15 protein-coding genes are annotated in these 17,723 nt (G+C 62.1%); 5 read left to right on the forward strand and 10 right to left on the reverse strand.

From position 1 onward, the window contains the following. Positions 1–61: 61 nt before the first annotated feature. The 6 genes from GWK36_RS07460 to GWK36_RS07485 form a co-directional block, all read right to left on the reverse strand. Positions 62–829 (reverse strand): PP2C family protein-serine/threonine phosphatase, encoded by a 768-nt coding sequence (locus GWK36_RS07460; protein ID WP_166270608.1) that lies wholly within the window; start codon positions 827–829, stop codon positions 62–64. A gap of 154 nt (positions 830–983) precedes the next feature. After that, positions 984–1,934 carry a response regulator gene (locus GWK36_RS07465; protein WP_166270609.1) on the reverse strand — a complete coding sequence of 317 codons (951 nt, stop codon included), beginning with the start codon at positions 1,932–1,934 and terminating at the stop codon, positions 984–986. Between the two features lie 25 nt (positions 1,935–1,959). Beyond that, entirely contained in the window at positions 1,960–3,258 is a 1,299-nt protein-coding gene (locus tag GWK36_RS07470; RefSeq protein WP_166270610.1) for a LytS/YhcK type 5TM receptor domain-containing protein, read from the reverse strand. Positions 3,259–3,293: 35 nt separating this feature from the next. Further along, entirely contained in the window at positions 3,294–4,715 is a 1,422-nt protein-coding gene (gene tilS / locus GWK36_RS07475) for a tRNA lysidine(34) synthetase TilS (protein ID WP_166270611.1), read from the reverse strand. Next, a complete protein-coding gene (locus GWK36_RS07480) occupies positions 4,693–5,652 on the reverse strand; it encodes an acetyl-CoA carboxylase carboxyltransferase subunit alpha (RefSeq protein ID WP_166270612.1) in 960 nt (319 codons plus the stop codon). Before GWK36_RS07480 ends, tilS begins: the two co-directional genes overlap by 23 nt. 95 nt (positions 5,653–5,747) lie before the next feature. After that, on the reverse strand, positions 5,748–6,524 hold the full coding sequence (locus tag GWK36_RS07485) for a metal-dependent hydrolase (protein ID WP_166270613.1): 777 nt from the start codon (positions 6,522–6,524) through the stop codon (positions 5,748–5,750). 68 nt (positions 6,525–6,592) lie between these two features. Between GWK36_RS07485 and GWK36_RS07490 the strand changes: the two genes are divergently transcribed. The 3 genes from GWK36_RS07490 (at position 6,593) to GWK36_RS07500 (ending at position 8,972) form a co-directional block, all read left to right on the forward strand. Continuing rightward, a complete protein-coding gene (locus GWK36_RS07490) occupies positions 6,593–7,483 on the forward strand; it encodes a carbon-nitrogen hydrolase (RefSeq protein WP_166270614.1) in 891 nt (296 codons plus the stop codon). Between the two features lie 62 nt (positions 7,484–7,545). Next, complete coding sequence (locus tag GWK36_RS07495; protein WP_166270615.1) at positions 7,546–8,655, forward strand: anthranilate phosphoribosyltransferase; 1,110 nt, start codon at positions 7,546–7,548, stop codon at positions 8,653–8,655. Further along, positions 8,655–8,972, forward strand: coding sequence for a Rieske (2Fe-2S) protein (locus tag GWK36_RS07500; RefSeq protein WP_166270616.1), 318 nt, complete (start codon positions 8,655–8,657; stop codon positions 8,970–8,972). The genes GWK36_RS07495 and GWK36_RS07500 overlap by 1 nt, the downstream gene beginning before the upstream one ends. Before the next feature lie 188 nt (positions 8,973–9,160). Here GWK36_RS07500 and GWK36_RS07505 read toward each other — a convergent pair whose 3' ends face one another. Then, positions 9,161–9,793 carry a DUF2726 domain-containing protein gene (locus GWK36_RS07505; RefSeq protein ID WP_166270617.1) on the reverse strand — a complete coding sequence of 211 codons (633 nt, stop codon included), beginning with the start codon at positions 9,791–9,793 and terminating at the stop codon, positions 9,161–9,163. A 1-nt stretch (position 9,794) separates the two neighbouring features. Then, entirely contained in the window at positions 9,795–10,250 is a 456-nt protein-coding gene (locus GWK36_RS07510) for a hypothetical protein (RefSeq protein WP_166270618.1), read from the reverse strand. 401 nt (positions 10,251–10,651) lie between these two features. On the opposite strand from GWK36_RS07510, the gene GWK36_RS07515 reads away from it, so the two are divergent. Next, positions 10,652–12,985 (forward strand): hypothetical protein, encoded by a 2,334-nt coding sequence (locus GWK36_RS07515; protein ID WP_166270619.1) that lies wholly within the window; start codon positions 10,652–10,654, stop codon positions 12,983–12,985. Between the two features lie 108 nt (positions 12,986–13,093). On the opposite strand, the gene GWK36_RS07520 is transcribed toward GWK36_RS07515, so the two are convergent. After that, a complete protein-coding gene (locus GWK36_RS07520) occupies positions 13,094–13,993 on the reverse strand; it encodes an FHA domain-containing protein (RefSeq protein WP_166270620.1) in 900 nt (299 codons plus the stop codon). A 93-nt stretch (positions 13,994–14,086) separates the two neighbouring features. Between GWK36_RS07520 and GWK36_RS07525 the strand changes: the two genes are divergently transcribed. Further along, entirely contained in the window at positions 14,087–16,765 is a 2,679-nt protein-coding gene (locus GWK36_RS07525) for a bifunctional serine/threonine-protein kinase/formylglycine-generating enzyme family protein (RefSeq protein WP_166270621.1), read from the forward strand. Here the strand turns inward: GWK36_RS07525 and GWK36_RS07530 are convergent, their stop codons facing one another. After that, the gene (locus GWK36_RS07530) at positions 16,766–17,650 is read right to left on the reverse strand and encodes an SPFH domain-containing protein (RefSeq protein ID WP_166270622.1); all 885 of its coding nucleotides are present in this window, start codon (positions 17,648–17,650) and stop codon (positions 16,766–16,768) included. Positions 17,651–17,723 lie beyond the last annotated feature (73 nt).

Below are 17,723 nucleotides of genomic sequence, written 5' to 3' on the forward strand. Positions count from 1 at the left end.
CCGGCATTGATTGGATGTCTGATGATACCCGAAGCATCTCGGTGTGCCCGCGGGACATCCCTCACCTATCGCTGGACAGCGTTGGTCCAGTCGATGGATCAATCGCACTGACCCAGACCGTGAGCGCGGTGTAATTGTCCTGGTCGGGCAACTGGCGCGTGCGGAGGATGCCCTCCATCCGGTCGAGCCAATCTTGCGTACTGGATGCCTCGGCAAGGGTGGAGAGCATCTCGGCCTCGGTCACCGCCTCCCAGAACCCATCGGTGCACAGCAAGAAGGCATCGTCCGGCAGAAGGGCCAGCGGCGCCTCGGCAAGGGTCGGGCGCGGTGGGTATTGATCGCCCAGGGTCCGTAACAGGCGATGGCGATCCTCATGAAAGCGCACCGCCTCGGGCGCAACATCGCCGGCGCGCACCAAGGCCTGGGCCACGCTATGATCAGCGGTCTGAAACATAATCCTGCCGGCGCGAAAGCCATAGACCCTGCTGTCGCCCAGATGCAACCAGAGCGCCTGTCTGCCATCGCTCATCAGGAGCGCAAGCGTGGTGCGCATCCCAGCCAATGCCTGGTGAGATTGCTGGTATGCCTGTAAGACCGCGGCTGTAGCGGTTATCCCGGACGCAAGCACTTGGGACTCAAGTGGACACTCAGGCGGCAACACCTGCAAGAAGGTTTCAACAGCAACCCGCGCGGCGACCGCCCCACCGCCGTGCCCGCCCAGACCATCGGCCACCAGCCATAACCCATCGCGCCAACAATAGGCGTCCTGATTATCAGCTCGCCTGCCGGCCATGCTCAGGACAGCGGTTTGAAAGTGCAGAGCGGTCATGGGTCATCGTCAAAGCCGTTTTGCTGGGCGAGATGCTAAAGGATCCCTCTTGGGGTGCTGGCCAGAAAACACTGCCGATGCACGGTCTGACCTGTCAAGACGCCACTGCGCCCGGCCAAAACGATTGACAGCAAATTGTCGCTGCGGCCGCTTTTTAGGGCATATCATGGCTGATCGCCCCCGCTTGGTCGGGATCGGCTGCCTCTCGGCGCATTTGCGAGCGCGACAACCAGTGATCGAGCATGTCATAGAGGGTTTCGGGACGCACGGGCTTGGGCAGGAAACCATCCATCCCCGCTGCAAGACAACGCTCGCGATCCTCGACGAAGATATTGGCGGTCATGGCGATGATCGGCAGCGGACGTTTCGACAACTGCTGGCGAATCAGTTGGGTCGCTGCCAAACCGTCCATCCCCGGCATTTGTACATCCATCAGGATCAGGTCATAGGACTGGGTCGCGCTCAGGCGCACGGCCTCGGCCCCATCGTTGGCCGTCATAACAGTCAGACCCGCTGCTTCAAGCAAAAAGCGGGCGATCTCTTGATTGATGGGTTCATCCTCGACCAACAGGACCCGCCTCCCGGCATGATGGCGCTTGAGGCGTTCTTGGGCGCTCGCTCCAGTCAACTGAGACTGAGGGGTCAAGACGGGGGCGGGGGCCTTGCGCAGACGGGCGGTAAACCAAAACAGACTACCGACCCCAGGCGTACTATCGGCGCCGGCATCGCCGCCCATCAAGCGCGCCAGATGCTGGGTGATGGCCAAACCTAGCCCCGTGCCTCCGCGCAGCCGTGCATTTGCATCCTGGCCCTGTTCGAATGGTTTGAAGAGACGCGCCAATACATCAGGCGCGATCCCGCTGCCTGTGTCCTCGACCTCGAAGCGCAGCAGGATGCCTTGTCCATCCTCCTCGACCTGTTTAACTCGCACCCTGACCCAACCGCGCTCGGTGAATTTGATGGCATTACCGATATAGTTGATCAGGGCCTGCTTGATTCGGGTGGGATCGCCGATGAGCGGCGGCAAGGAATCGACAAGCTCGCTGCTAAGCACAAGCCCCTTGGCCTGGGCCTGGCTCTGGAGGATCTCTATGACCTGGGCCACCAGCTCGGCAGGTACGAATGGCTCTTCAGCGAGCAGCGAGCCTGAGCTGACCGGCCTCGATCTTGGAGAACTCGAGGATGGCGTCGATGAGATTGAGGAGATGCTGGCTGGCGCTATCCAGCTTGACCAGCAGAACCTCCTGCTCGGGGGTCAAACCCGTCTGGCGCAAGAGGTGCACTATGCCGGAGATGGCATGGAGCGGGGTGCGGATCTCGTGGCTCATACTAGCCAGAAATGCGCTCTTGGCGCGATTGGCGGCATCGGCGGCATTGCGGGCAGCGGCAAGCTCATTGGTGCGTGCCTCAACGATGGCCTCGAGCTGATCGCGATGCTGTCTTAGTTCTGTCTCCGCTCGCCGCAAGGCAGTGATGTCGCGTGCGATCCCCAAGACCCCGATCAGCCGTCCATCCGGGCCATACAGCGGGGCCCTGATGGTCTCGAGATGCTCCTGGTGGCCGTCGTCGGCAAAGGTCAAGATCTCTTCGCTGACCGTTGGTCCGCCGGCGGCGATAGCCTTGCGATCATGTTCGCGAAAGACCTCGGCCTTGGCCTCGAGAAAGAAATCGCGGTCGCTGTGCCCTACGATCTCGGAGGCAGGTTTCCCGATAAAGCGTTCAAAGCGGGCATTGCAGGCAAGATAAGCCCCATCGAGGTCTTTGAGCCAGACGAGATCAGGGATCGAGCGGATCAGGCTCTGTAACAGGGTGCGTTCGCCTGCCAGCAACTGCTCGCTCTCGATCCGTTTCTCTTGGGTATAGAGCAGTAGTCCCATGAGGACCGTTAACCCCGGGAGGACGATGAGGCAGGGGATGGCGATCTGCTCGATCACCTGGTTGCGCCAGTTCAGTGGTAAGGTGATGATCAAGCTCAGGGATAGAATATGCACCAGCAGGCCTAATGCCGCCAGCGACCAGACATTGATCTCGAGCCCACGGCGCACGTGCCAGACATGCCAGAGACTGCCTAGAAGGGCGGCGCCCAAGATGCTTCCCACGCCCATATAGATCGCCGGACCGCCGATCCAGAGACGATAACCGGCTGCAATCGCCGCCGCCAACCCAGCAGAGGGGATACCGCCAAACAAGCCCGCCAGGCTGATCACCACGGTGCGCCCGTCAAAGATGAACTGGGGATCGAGCCTGACCGGATAGATCATGCCGATGACTGCGACTAGCCCAAAGCTTAGGCCATTGAGAAGTCTTACCCAGAGGCATTCGCGCGGAAGCCGCGCCAGTATCAATCCATGCACTGCCACCAGGGTCAGCAGCAAAGCAGCGTTGTTGATCAGATCAACTAGGATACTCATATCAACTAGGATACTCATGAAGACCTTCGGGCCAGAGCAAAACGGCACCTAGTCTAATCCAGATTGATTGACAAGGGGTACGTAAGCCCAGGCCAGAGCTGCTGCCAAGGGCAGCCCTGCCAGGTCAATGACCCCGCCGGGGTATCCCTGATCCCGTCTGGGTGACAGGCTGTGATCCCTGCGATCGCGATCAGTCGCCCATTGCAAAAGAGCATGGGCCAGCGCGGGCGCAGCCAGGCTGGGATGCCAGCCTCCTGGAACAGCTTTTTGACATCGCGCCGCGCTCCCCCGGGGCGGGCGCGGCAGGGCCGACCCCATTGGCCAAAGCGGACTTGGGTCAGGATCGGAACGTCTCGCCATCTTTTAAGCGGTTCCCATACGAGGCGCCCTAAACCGGCCGGCAGCTCCAGATGCACCGACCGCTCTCCGAGTAGCCACAGCAGCGTTGTCTCACTGGGCAAGGGTGGGAATGGCGGCAAGGCCAGAAGCAGATCGCGGTAGCGCCGGATCTCGCACCCTGACCACTGGATCAGCGGATAGGCATCGGCACGGGCGGGGATGAACTCGGTGAGTAGACGCTTGAGGCGCTGGGCATCCGGAGGCTGAAACCCCTGCTCGCTGAGCCAGAGACGGATGACCGCCTTGGCCAAGGAAGGATCTAGAGACATGAGATGGGCGATCGACAGCGTCCCCGGCAGAGCGCCCCGCACCTCCTCCAGGGTCTGGGCCGCCAGCCGCTCGCTCAGTTCAGCCGCTTCGGCGCATAGACGCGCGCTGCGCACGAGATTTTGGACGGTTGCCGGCCAGCGGGCGCGCAAATGCGGCAGTATCTGATGACGCAGATAGTTGCGGTCGAAACGCGTCTCGGCATTGCTGGGATCATCGATCCAGAACAGGCCATAATGTTGGGCATAGGCGACAAGCAAGGCCCGGTCGAGGTCGAGGAATGGGCGGAAGAGACGGCCAGCGCCCAAGGGGGCAAGGGCCGGCATGGCGGCCAATCCCGCAGGCCCGCTGCCGCGCAGCAAGGCCAAGAGCAGCGTCTCAGCCTGGTCATCGCCATGCTGGGCGAGCAGCAATACCTCGCCTGGCATGAGCAGGCGCCCAAAGATGGCGCGGCGCGCTGCACGCGCCCAGGATTCGATGCTTGTGCCTCGGGTGGGCGGTAGGTCCGGCCAGTCGATCATCAGAGGGATGGCGAGCTCGGCGCAACGGGCGGCGCAGTGTTCGGCCCATGTGCCTGAGGCCGGATGCAGATCATGATCAACATGGACGGCTGCAAGCCGCCCTATACCAGGGAGATCGGGTGCCTGTCGGCGCAGCTCGGCAAGGACAGCTAACAAGACGCTCGAATCCAGACCACCGCTATAGGCAAGCCAATAACGTTGGACATCACCGAGCGCAGCAAGCTGTCTGTGCAGATGTTCAAGCAGGCGCCCTACCCCGTCCCGTTCATCCCTCCTTGAAGCGCCCATAGCGCATGAGACGCTGATAACGCAGGGCGACCAAGGCGTCGGGATCGATAGCGCTGAATTGGTCGAGCCGCGCCAATAGCGCCGCTTTGAGAGTACTGGCCATGGCTCCGGGATCGCGGTGGGCCCCGCCCAGGGGCTCGGGGATGATCTCGTCGATTAGACCGTGTTCGCGCAAGCGTTCTGAGGTGATGGCCATGGCCTCGGCGGCGAGCTGGGCCTTGTCCACGCTCTTCCATAGGATCGAGGCGCAGCCCTCGGGTGAGATCACTGAATAGGTGCTGAACTGCAACATCCCCAGCCAGTCGCTGACCCCGATCGCCAAGGCCCCGCCCGAACCGCCCTCACCGATCACGGTCGCCAGGATGGGGGTGCGCAGACGTGACATCTTGCGCAGGTTGCGGGCAATCGCCTCGCTTTGCCCACGCTCCTCGGCACCGACACCTGGATAGGCGCCTGGGGTATCGATAAAGGTCAGGATTGGCAGACGAAAGCGCTCGGCGAGCTCCATCAGACGCAACGCCTTGCGGTAACCCTCTGGCCTGGGCATGCCAAAGTTACGCAAGAGTTTTTCCTTGGTGTCGCGGCCCTTTTGATGGCCGATGATCATCACCGGACGCCCGTCTAACCGCGCCAGACCACCGACGATGGCCGGGTCATCGGCGAAGGCACGATCGCCGTGCAGTTCGTAAAACTCATCGAAGATCCGCGGCACATAGTCGAGCAAATAGGGGCGCTGCGGATGCCGCGACAATTGCGAGATCTGCCAGGGGGTGAGGTTGGCGAAGATGGACTCGGTAAGTGCCCGGCATTTGGCCTGGAGACGCTCGATCTCCTCTTGGATGTTGAGCGCGTTATCGAAACCGACCCGCTTGAGCTCATCGAGCTTGGCCTCGAGCTCGGCGATGGGTTGTTCGAAATCAAGAAAATTGAGATCCATGTAGCCTGTCTTTAGGGTTGAAACTCGCCCCGTGCGATCGTTGTAGGCGAGATAGGATACCAAAGCCGGGTGCTGAGGCCACAAGGTAGCCTCGCTCAGCCGCTGACCAGGGCCGTCAGCCGCGGGCCCAGCCAGTTCCACCAGCCGGCCCACTCGCTGCGCGCCCAGCGCATCCCCGATGTCAGCGCGGCCTCGAGCTCGGCCCAGGCTGTCTGGGGATCCCAGCCGAGCCGCGCGATCAGGCTATCGGGCGGTGGGGCGAGCAAGATCAGTCCGGCCAGACCCACCGCCATCAGAAAGGTCCCTAGGGGATATCTCAGGCTAAAGGGCTTGAGGGCACTGCCGAACGAACGATTGATGCGGACATTGAACAGATTGACGCTATAGATCTCATCGAGCACCAGATGGGTGAGATACCCGACACCAACCATTAGCCCCACGAGCCAGGCTGCCTCGGGGCGCTGTCCACCGAGCCAATAGGCGAGATCAGCGGTTGCGGTCGCCGCCGTAGCAGCAGCCAACCAAGAATGCCAGATCCCGCGATGGACGGTCAGCCATCCGAAGAGCCGAAGCACCCCATAGCGCACCGCAACAAAGACCAGACACCACAGGCCGAGCATGACCCAAGGCGCAAAGCGCCCGCCTAAAGGGAGGGTCACGGCAAAGGCCAAGGCTGCGCCCAAGACATTGAATAGGGCATGGCTGGGGACCGAGTGCGTACTGTCGATGTCTGGCACCAGACTGCCGGCCACCCCGAGGGCGAACAAGAGCGGAATCTGCGCCGAGCCCGCGAGTCCGCCGAGATGCAGGGCCAACACCGTCCCTGCGCTCATCAGGATGCCGACATTGAGATGGGTTTGAAAATTGGCCATCAGGATTTCAAGAACGGTATTTAAGCGGATAATCCGTCCCGTCGCTCTCATCAACTGGAGTTCATTGCATGCCCGGCTCGTCCTTGACCCTTGCGCTCGTCCAGCAGTCCGATCAGGGGAGCACCGCGGCCAACCTCGAGGACTGCGAGGCGGCGATCCGCGCGGCCTCGATCCGCGGCTGTGACCTGGTCGTACTCCAGGAGCTGCACAACGGCCCCTATTTTTGTCAGATCGAAGATAACAACCTGTTCGACCTGGCCGAGACCATCCCAGGTCCCAGCACCGAGCGCCTGAGCACCTTGGCGCGCGAGCTCAACCTGGTGATCGTGGGCTCGCTCTTCGAGCAACGCGCGCCCGGGATCTACCACAGCACCGCCGTGGTATTGGATGCCGATGGCAGCCTTGCGGGGATCTATCGCAAGATGCACATCCCCGACCTCCCTGGACATGCCGAGACATTCTATTTCACTCCGGGTGATCTGGGCTTCAACCCGATCGATACCAGCCTGGGGCGGCTGGGGGTACTGATCGGTTGGGACCAGTGGTTTCCAGAGGCTGCGCGCGCCATGGCCTTAGGGGGCGCCCAAATCCTACTCTACCCCAGCGCCATGGGCGCCGATCCGAACGAGGATGAGGACGAGGTCAGGCGTCAGATCGATGCCTGGCTGACCATCCAGCGCGGCCATGCCATCGCCAATGCGCTCTATGTCGCGGCCTGCAACCGTGTCGGCTATGAACCGGACCCCAGCGGGGTTACATCCGGTCTGCGTTTCTGGGGCCATTCATTCATCTGCGGGCCGCAGGGTGAGCTCATTGCCCAGGCCGATGATCAGACGCCAAAATTGCTCATCGCCGAAGTCGATCTCGCGCGCACTGAACCTATCCGCCGGCGCTGGCCCTTTTTGCGCGACCGGCGCATCGAATCCTATGACGATCTGGCGCGCCGATTCCGCGATTGAAAGACCCCAGGCATTTGCCCCATGCTCTAGCCCAGATGATCAACCGATGATGAGGAGCACCCATGACCCAGGCCGCCGACCCCAAAACCCTGATGCGCTCGATCATCCAGCGTATCGCGACGGGTCCAGAGCTATCCAAGGACATCAGCCGCGAGGAGGCGCACGCCGGCATGCGCGCCATCCTCGACAACGCGGTCGATCCCGTCCAGGCAGGGATCTTTTTGATCGCTCTGCGCATGAAGCGCGAGACCGATGAGGAGCTCAAAGGGATCTTGGATGGCCTCCGCGAGGCCACGGGTCATGTGGTGGCCGAGGTCGATGAGGTAGTGGATATCGCCGACCCCTATGACGGCTATAACCGCTGTCTGCCGGCCTCGCCATTTCTGCCGGCGGTGCTTGCCGAATGCGGGGTCCCGGCGATCAGTCACGGCGCCCATGCCATCGGTCCTAAGTTTGGGGTCACCCATCGCCATGTCTTGGAGGCCGCAGGCTTGCCTGTGGACCTCAGCCCCGTCGAGGCCGCAGATCGCCTCTCTGATCCAGAGATCGGCTGGAGCTATGTCGATCAGCGCGCCTTTTGTGCCTCCTTATATAACCTGGCTGAACTGCGCACCGCTATCGTCAAGCGCCAGGCGATCACCACCACCGAGGTCTTGGCGCGCCCGATCCATGGACGCCGCCATACCCATCTCATCACCGGCTATGTCCATCCACCCTATCCGCGCATCTATGCGATGCTGGCGCGTCATGCCGGCTTTGAGTCGGCCCTGATCATCCGCGGGGTGGAAGGGGGGGTTATCCCCTCGCTGCGCCAAAAGAGCATTTGTTTCAGCTATCAGCATCATGCAGAGGAACAGGTCTTTGAGATCGACCCCACTGCCCTGGGGATCGAACAGACGTCGCGCGCTGTGCCCCTGCCCGAGAACCTCCCCCAGACCACCCGCCCAGACGATGATGTTGCGATTACCGTGGATGTCGAGGCCACGGCCCAGGCCGCTGCTGCTGCGGGAATAGAGGCGCTCTCAGGCAAGAAGGGTCCGACCTATGACAGCCTGGTCTGCGCCGGGGCGCTGATCCTCTGGCATCTAGGGCGCGAGCGTACATTTGAGCTCGCTGCCGATCGCATCCGCGATGTCCTCGATTCGGGGTGCGCCGCGCGGAGGCTCTGCTAATGGCTGACGGCTCGATCCCTGTAGCTGATTGCGCTGCCATCCCCGAGGGGCGATTCATCAAGGTCAAGGTGGAGAGTCTAGACCTCATCATCGCCCATGCTGGCGGGCGCTATTACGCAATCGAGGACCTGTGCAGCCATGAGGACTATCCGCTTTCCTTCGGCTGTCTACATGGGGCGACCATCAAGTGCTCACTACACGGTAGCGCCTTTGATCTTGCGAGCGGTCAGCCCCTCAGCCCACCTGCTGAGCAGCCGATCCGGGTCTTTCCCGTCCAGATCAGGGATGAAAAGGTCTGGGTCGATCCCATTGTCTAACCAGATACCCCGCCCATGCATCATTTCTGAGCGCCCCTCAATCTGCTATCAAGTTAAGGTGTGCATCCATACGCATCGTTCTCTTCCTACTCCGTGGGGTCTCGTTGACCACTGTCGTCTCCGACAGGCATGACTTTCCCACCTGGGACAGAGACCCTCTTGGCAAAGAGATGCGCGGTAGAAGGCACCTAACCCTCTGCAGGATCTGTGGCGCGTTGCGCCTTGATGGCCTGTGCCAGGTCTGCGAGCGCTGCCAGCTCATCGCGATCGGCAGGCAGACCGTCCTGGTCCTTACTGAGAGGTTGGACGGGCGTTGGCTCAACCCAGCGGTCTGCCTGGAGCAGCTGCTCAAGCTCGGCAGCCAGCTCAGCGAGTACATAATGCGGACGCTCGATGAGACGCAGCAACGGCAACCTTACCCGTTTGCATAGGGGTTCCAGTTCATCCGGCGGCAATGTCTTGCGCCAGCGGGGAGGGGAGATGCGCTTGATGGCCGCACGGACAACGAGGGTATCGCGCTTGCAGATCAGATAATCAAAACGCTGGCGCTCCAGGCGCGCGAGTATGCGTGCCTGCTCGCGCCGGCTCAGTCCAGGCGCAGGCGCCAGCACCTCGCTCGCCCGCACCCGCACGAAGACGCGATAGCCATCGCCCAGCACGTGTTCAAGCATCGCGAGCAGGATGCGCTCGCGAGGCGTCAGCCAATGTGGGTCAAAGACATAAGGCTCGCGCCTGCGCCAGCCAAGGGCTTGCGCCAGATCGAACACCAGGGCCAGAACGACCAGCGCCCCCAATCCCAGCAGGGCATACAAGTGCGCCATCTCAACGGGCCACTGGGCTCAAGGGTGGCGGTGGCGGCAGCTCGATCCCGTTTTGGTGATACCAGGCGCGATCGAGCGCCCAATTGACCGTTTGCACATCCGGCTCATTCATCATCATTTCGACCGCATGGGCCTCAACCGACCGAAAACGCCTCTCGGCGTCCTGGACCTCAGGCGCATTGTCCGGCTTGCCGGTGAGTGCAGGCTCGATGCGGTCCAAGAACGGGCGCAAGGGGCGCTCCAGGGCATGCGGGCTGCTCAGGGTGACAGTGCCGTTGAGAAAGACCAGCGCACGGAAACGATAGGGATAGCTGGCGAGCATCGGGTCCTGTTCCAGGATCTCATTGAGTCGCCAGATGCGCGGGCGCAGTTCGTCATTGTGCCAGCTTAGGGTGACGATTAGAAAGACCAGAAAGGCAGCCGAGGCGATGATAGCGCTGAGTGTTAGACGGTCCATGGGAGGGATGTTGCGACCTTTTTTGCCAGTTGGGTTGAGCCTAAGGGAGGCGATATCCGCCTTGCCAGAATACTCGAAACATCCATCGCACCGACGCCTCTGCCTGGGCATTGCCTACAGGCAGGTGTGAAAGCACTATGACACTGGCGAACCCCGCTATCCAAGCTGCATGGATCTGGTTGCGGCTGAGGCTGCAATGGCGGGCCGGCTTGCGCCGGAACGGTCGGAACGATCCGGCAGGCATGTTTCGAGGTCCCTTATTGAAACAAAAGCTGGGGCCAATGGCCAAATGCGAAGCGGGCGGTAAGTCCGGTTAAACTATGTCCGGCCTGGCAACGGACCCACCTGCGCTTGCCAAACAAGATCCGAGATCCCCAAAACCGATTGAAGAACCCATCGCTATGACCCTAGACCAAGGGGTAGGCCGTAGTGCCCCAAAACCGCGCCTGTGGGACCAGCTGCGCCTGCGGCCCTATGGTGACAGGATGCTCACCCCTGCGGTACGGGTGTGGCTTGCCTTTGCCTGGGCGATCATCCTGCTGATGGCGACCATCGAGGGCCTGGTCTGGGGGCTGGTGGGCTCGACCATCGTCCCGCAAGAGAGCGCCTGGCTAAAACCATTCATTGGCACCCTGCTATTTGCGGTTATCTTTGGGGTGGTCTGGGTGATCGACGCCTCGCTCATCATGTCCGAGCGTCCGGTAGTGCGCGCACGCCGCTGGGACCCAGGGGCAAATCAAGGACTCGGCGCCTTGCTGCGTTGGTTGTTTGGTTTCATCGCGCGCCTGGCGATCGTGGCCCTCTCGCTCTACGTTACCGCACCCTTCCTCGGCAAGTTGATCCGCGCCGATGACATCGAGGTCTATCACCAACAGCAGGTGGAGCGCTATTTCGCCGAGCGCGAGACCCAGCTCAAGGCCCAGATCGCGGCGCGCACCGCCCAGATCGACGAGACCTATCGTGCGCGCAGCGAGCCGATCAAAGGCGAGATCGAGCAGCTCTCAGCGGGCCTTGTCGCCGAGCGCGCGCGCCGTGCTGCGATCGAGTCCGAATATGCCCCGGAGATCGAGGTCTTGCGCCGTGATCTGGCCGCCGCCCAAGCGAAGGTCGGCGATGAGATCCTCGGGCGCAATGGGCGCCCTTCGGGGCGCGGGCCGGAGGCGCGCAAATGGGAGGCCAATGCTGCTTTGCTCGCCGAGCAGCTCAATGCCAAGCAGTCCGAGCGCGATGCGCGCGTGTCTGAGATCGATCGGCGGATTCAGGAGTGGGAACAGCGGCTGGCCGAGCAGACCGAGCGCCTGCAACGTCTGACCCAGGAATACGAGCAGCGGGTCAGCGCGATCGCCGATGAGCTCAAGGCCCAGCAGCCCCCGCCCAATCCGCCGCGTCTGACCTTTGCCGCCCGTTCCAAGATCTTGCAAGCGATCCAGGAAAGCCCAGAGGAACAAAGTGTCCCCCATTTCGAAAGGGTCGAGGGCTTTTCGCAGGCACTGCTCGGGGTGCTGTTTTTGTCGCTGATCGCACTCAAGCTCTTCGAGCCAACCGCGGTGCGCGCCTATTTCAGCGAGACCCTGCAGATGCAATATTGCAAATATCTCGAGGGTGGGCTCGACGACATCCCTGGCTTTGCGCCGCCGGCAAATCCGGGCCAAAGGCTCAATCCGGTCGAGTTTGCCCGCCTGTGGCTCGCCTATGAAAAGGACCCGGCGGCCTTTTTTGCCGAACGCCAGGCGATCATTGAGGTACGCGAGCCCCTGTTGCGTTATCTTGCCGAACGCGAGCTCGAGCGCGATCGGATTGCCTTGCGACGCGCCAACCTCGATGATGAGTTCAGCTTCATCCGCGAACGGCGCCGCTGCGAGCTGGTGGCGCTCGAACGCGAGCTGAAATTACGCACCGATGCCCTCCAGTCCCAGCTTGCCCTCGAGACCCGCACCCTCAAGGATCAGAGGCGGGTGCAACTGGCCATCGAGCTGCAAAAGGCGCGTCAAGATTGGAACCTGCGCCAGTTGCATGAAGAGGAACAACTGCGTCTGGAACGCGAACGACTTGCGCAGGAGCATGAACGGGCGATGGCCGAGCTGCGACTGCGCGAGCAAGAGCTCTTCGAGGCACAGGCCCGCGCCGAGTCGGAGCTCCAACAGGCCGAGCTCGCCGAGCGCTTAGAACATGAGCGCAAGCGCTTTGCCCTCCAGCAGGAACAACAGCGCGAGGAACGCAAGGCCCGCATCCAGGCGGTGCGCGAAGAGATCAGCCGCCTGCTCGCCCTCGAGGCCAAACAGCGCGCCGACTACCAGACCCTGCGCGAGGCCGAACGCCGGCTCGAGGACGAGGCGGGGATGTTGCGCGCCAGCATAGCGGTCTCTGAGGTCGAGCTGGCCGAGCTAAGACAGCGAATCGCCGCGCTGAAGACGGCCCTTGTTCATCAAGCCGTCAAGACAGACGAGTCCTTAGAGGTCCGACGTAGCCTCTGGTCGCGGTTGGCCCAGACCCCGGATGACGCCCGCGACATCGAACGGGAGTTGCGAGGCGCGGAGAAGGCCGAGCGCAGCGAGCTTGAACAGCTCGCTAAGCTTAAAGGCGCCCTTGAGGGGCTTGAACGACGCCTGACAGCCAAATCAGACGAACGGCGCGAGGCCGAACAGCGTCTTCGTGACACCCTCAACCGCATCCAGTTCCATGAGGACAGCCTCAAGACACTACTTGAACCCAAGGGTCTTTTGGTCGAGGATTAAGCGCAGAGATATCTTTGAGCCATGGATCTGAGGTGTGCAGCCTGTATCCTGCCCTCATTGTCTTGCCTCATGGCCGCCTGCCCCCGCGGGCGTGACCCCGAACATACCTCAGCGCCGTCCCCTTTGCCCAACCAAGGCAGCGCGGATCTCAAGCAAAATCCCGGGATAGGCGGCCTTAAACCCCTGCCAGCAACGCGCCTGCCCCTCTTCGCTGAGATCCGGTCCGGCATGACCCACCAGTCTTTGCTCCCAGCGGACGGGATCGAGGCGCGTACTGAGCTCCGCTATGACTGCATCGATCAGGGCATCCGATACAAATTTGCCAGGCACAAGCGCCTGGCTGCATCCTGGTTCCGACGGCTGCGCCATGATCTGGGTCGAGCCTTTAGCAGAAGGGGGTGGTGGGGAGAGAACCTGGGTGCGTTGCGCGAGGACTGCGGTTGGGTCGCCGGACAGCGGGGGGTCTGTGGGCCAATCCAGGCAGACCGTTTTGTCCTCAGCGGGTATAGTCTTGGGCCCCGGTTGGGTGCAGCCGGTACCTTCAAGCCTTTGCGTAACCTCGCCCATAACTGCAGTCTGGGACTCAGTCAGCACCTGGGTCTGATCGGCGCATACCACACGCTGGGCCGAGGTGACCAGGGCTGTCGCCTCTGGCCCAACCGCCGGCTGGGGCGGGTCGATCCCCTCCAGACCGCTGTCCAAGCCGATCCAGATGTCATAGGCCCCGATCGTCAGCACGTCTCTGTCTTTGAGCGCCACCGGCTGGCCTAAGGGCAGCGGCCTGTCGTTGAGCAGCGTCCCATTGCGGCCGAGATCGGTCACCCAGAGCCTCCCCTCCGCCTCATAGATGCGCGCATGCCGGTGCGAGATGACCCGCTCCGTATCCTCAAGACAAAGATCGCAGCTTAAGGCGCGCCCGATCTCAATGCCCGTCTCGTTGACCACAAACGGCAAGGCGCGAGGGCGCACCGCCCCAGCGCGATGGATGACGCAGACCATAATCTCCATACCGGATGCAGACCTCTCTTTTATGTGTCGGCGTGGGAATCGGTTATATCATCCAGCCGATCCCTGGAATTAGTTGAAGACCTTGAAGATAGCGTGAACATCCCTGGCTATACCATCCTCCGCGAACTCGGACAGGGCGGCATGGCGACGGTCTATCTGTCCCGCCAGGATCGTCTCGGGCGCGAGGTGGCGCTCAAGGTGATGAAGCCGCAGGCCCTCGCAGGCGATGAGTTTATCGCCCGTTTCATCAAGGAAGGCCAGATCATCGCCCGTCTCCAGCACCCGCAGATCATCACCATCTATGACCTGGACGTTGCAGACGGCCTGTATTACTTCTCAATGGAATATCTGCCGGGTGGGACCCTGCTCGATGAGATCAAGCAGGGGTTGCCGGTCGGGCGCGCCCTCTCCATCGCGCACAAGGTCGCCGAGGCGCTCGCCGTCGCCCATGCCCGCGGGGTGATCCATCGCGATGTCAAGCCGCAGAATATCCTGTTTCGCGCCGACGGCACCCCGGTCCTGACCGATTTCGGGATTGCCCGCGCCATCACCCCCGGCCCTGAGTCGGTCCAGTTCACGCGGATCGGGATGGTGATCGGCAGCCCGCAGTACATGAGCCCAGAGCAATGCCTGGGCCAGCCCCTCGATCCGCGCTCCGACCTCTATAGTCTTGGGGTGGTGATCTATCAGATGCTCACCCAGCACCTGCCCTATGAGGCGGCTGATCCCGTCAGCCTGGCGATGAAACACTGCCAGGACCCCATCCCGCGCCTGCCTGAGCCGCTGGTTGCCTATCAACCCCTGATCGAAAAGCTGCTCGCCAAGCGCCCAGAGGATCGCTTCACCAGCGCCGGTCAGCTCATCCGCGCCCTGGACGCCCTGGGGTCCAAACTCGGAGACTCCTATGACGCCACGCGCTTGCTTCGGCCCGCTACCCCAGCGGTCTTAGAGCCGACGCAAGGCCCAGCGGCCCTTCCCTCCCCCGAGATCCGGCGCCCCCGACCCTGGCCGTGGGGACTGGCGCTGGTCCTCTTGGGCTTGGTCGCGGTCATCTATCTCGGCGTACAGCGGTCGCTGCCGCCTGCACCTCCCCAGCCCGAGTTTGCCATCAAGCTCCCCCCTGCCCCGACCGATCGCCCCCAGACCGCCACCCAATACGAGGCGCTTGTTCTGGATCATCTGCGCCGCGGTCAGAGCGAGCAGGCCCAAGAGATCCTCCGCCTGGCGCTTGCTACCACACCCGATGATCAACGCCTTTTGGCGCTGCGCAAACATCTCGACGATCAGAACCGCCTTGCCCAGCGGCTCGCCGATGCCCGCCGCGCCCTGCTCGAAAACCGCCTCGACGACGCCGCTCAAGGGGTGGAGGCCGGACTTGCCCTCGACCCCGAGCATGCCGACCTTTTGGCACTGCGTACCGAGATCCAGGAGCGCTTTGCCGCCCGCCGGCGACTCGCCGCCGAGCGTCTGCTCGAACAGGCGCAGTCTGCCCAGGCAAGGGGCGATCTGGCGAGCGCCGAACGTCTAGCCCGCGAGGGGCTTGCCCAGGTTCAGGACCATCCAGGTCTTTTGGCCCTGTTGGCTGCGATCGATCAGATCCGCGCGCGCCAATCCCAAACCGAACAGCTCTATGACCAGGCGATCGCCGCTCATGACCTCGGGGATCTTACGGGGTCATTCAGGCTGATCGCTGAGGGCCTTAAGTTTAGCCCAGGGCATGCTGGGCTACTCGCCCTACGCGAACGGCTGATCAATGCTCAGATCCAGGCGGCGCGTGCACATCTTAAAGAGACCGCCGAACGCTATGCCGCGGAGGCCGCCGAGCTCCTCAAGCGCTACCGGCTGGATACAGCCGAAAGCCAGATCGAGCGCCTGCGGGCGATCGCCCCAGATCACCCCCAGCTCGCCGGCCTGAGCGAGACCCTCAAACAACATCGCGCCTTCCTGCCCGAGATGGTCGCGATCCCAGGCGGTTGCTTCATGATGGGCAGTCCGGAGAACGAGCCCGGTCATGAGCCCGACGAGGGGCTCCATCGCGTCTGCATCGAGCCGTTCAAGCTGGCGGTGCGCGAGGTGAGCGTCGGTGAGTTCAAGCGTTTCGTCGCAGCGACCGGTTATCGCACCGACGCCGAGCGCGGGCGCGGCGACGGGCCAGGCTGCGAGAGCCTCGACCGCACCGATCGCCAAACCCCTTGGGGCATAAAGCCCTGGGCCCATTGGCGCGAGCCCAATCGCCAACAGGCACTTGCTGACCGCCAGGCGGTGACCTGTGTGAGCTGGAACGATGCCCTGGCCTATATCGCTTGGCTCAAGACCGAGACCACTTTACCCTTTCGCTTGCCGACCGAGGCCGAGTGGGAATATGCCGCGCGCGCCGACACCTCAGGCGCACGGTTCTGGGAAACAGATCCCGCTGCTAACCCCTGTCTCTATGTCAATTCCGCTGATCGCGGTCAAGGCTGGGATGCCGGTTTTGCGTGTGACGACGGTCACGAATGGGTCGCGCCGGTCGGTAGCCTCAAGCCCAATCCTTGGGGACTGTTCGACATCCTCGGCAACGTCTGGGAATGGACCTGTTCGGAGTACGAGACCAACTATCGGGGCGCTGAGCAGATCTGCGCCCCCCCCGAGATCGATGCCCCGCGGGTCATGCGCGGCGGGGGCTGGAACAGCGCCCCGAATCTGGTGCGCGCGGCCTATCGCAACCGCAATTTTCCCGAAACGCGCTATAGCTTTGTCGGCTTTCGCCTGGCGCTCGATAATGCCCAATAGCTAGACCTGGATCAGTATCTCAGCCCCCTGCGGCAAGACGTCGACCTGGGCATGGGAGGCTAGAAGCTGATCGGTCTCCATCACTGCCAACACCGCCTCCAGAATCTCCGGATCATTGCGCGCGATCGCATTGAGCGCTGCACCTACAATCGCTGGGCGGCTTGCTGCGGCCTCGGCAAGCTTCCGTGAGACCTTATAAGCGGTCTCGCTCTTAATGAGCCCCACCCGATTTTCGCCGTACTGTTTCATGGCGCTGGTGACCTGTACCAGACGCTTGACCACCTTCTCGGTGATGTTTTCGACCATTTGTTGATCAGTGAACGAGACCTTGCGGATATAGACCGATCCCAGGGTATAATCCCATTGCTCCGACAGGGGCGAGACCGTAGTTCGTACTCGGCAGCTGAGTTGGTGCCGGTCCTCGAGCATCTGGTCCATCTTCAGGTTGCTGAGGGTCAAGATGGTCGAGCTGGCGACATTGGCCTGGAGCGAGGCATCGGGATTGGCATTATTGAAGAGATAGGCGACGGGGTCGCTGACCCGCATCTCATACCAGATGCCAACCCCCATCAGCGTACCCTCCTCGGAATTGACCGTCAGGTTGCGCAGATAATGTTGACGCAGGCAGATCGAAACCCGGTAGGTCTTCCCAAATAAAGGCAAAAGCAATGCTTTAAGGCCGAAATGACTTAAGGGAAAACGCAAGCCCGGCTCGTCCACTGTCCCTATGACCTTACCAAACAGAGTGAAGACATGGGCCTCGCGCTCGCGCACGATGGTATAGAGCCCGCACGCCCGGGCAATGAAGAGCAGCAGCGGCAAATAGACGAGACCCAATACAAAACCGAGGACTGTGCCAAGGATGGACTCTAGGTCAAGTAACATGAAGCCTCCTCCCTTAGGGAGAGATTACGCGCCACTTGTGATCCCGCACACGGAAGGCGGCAACTCGGACCGA

This window comes from Caldichromatium japonicum, from assembly GCF_011290485.1.
GTDB lineage: Bacteria > Pseudomonadota > Gammaproteobacteria > Chromatiales > Chromatiaceae > Thermochromatium > Thermochromatium japonicum.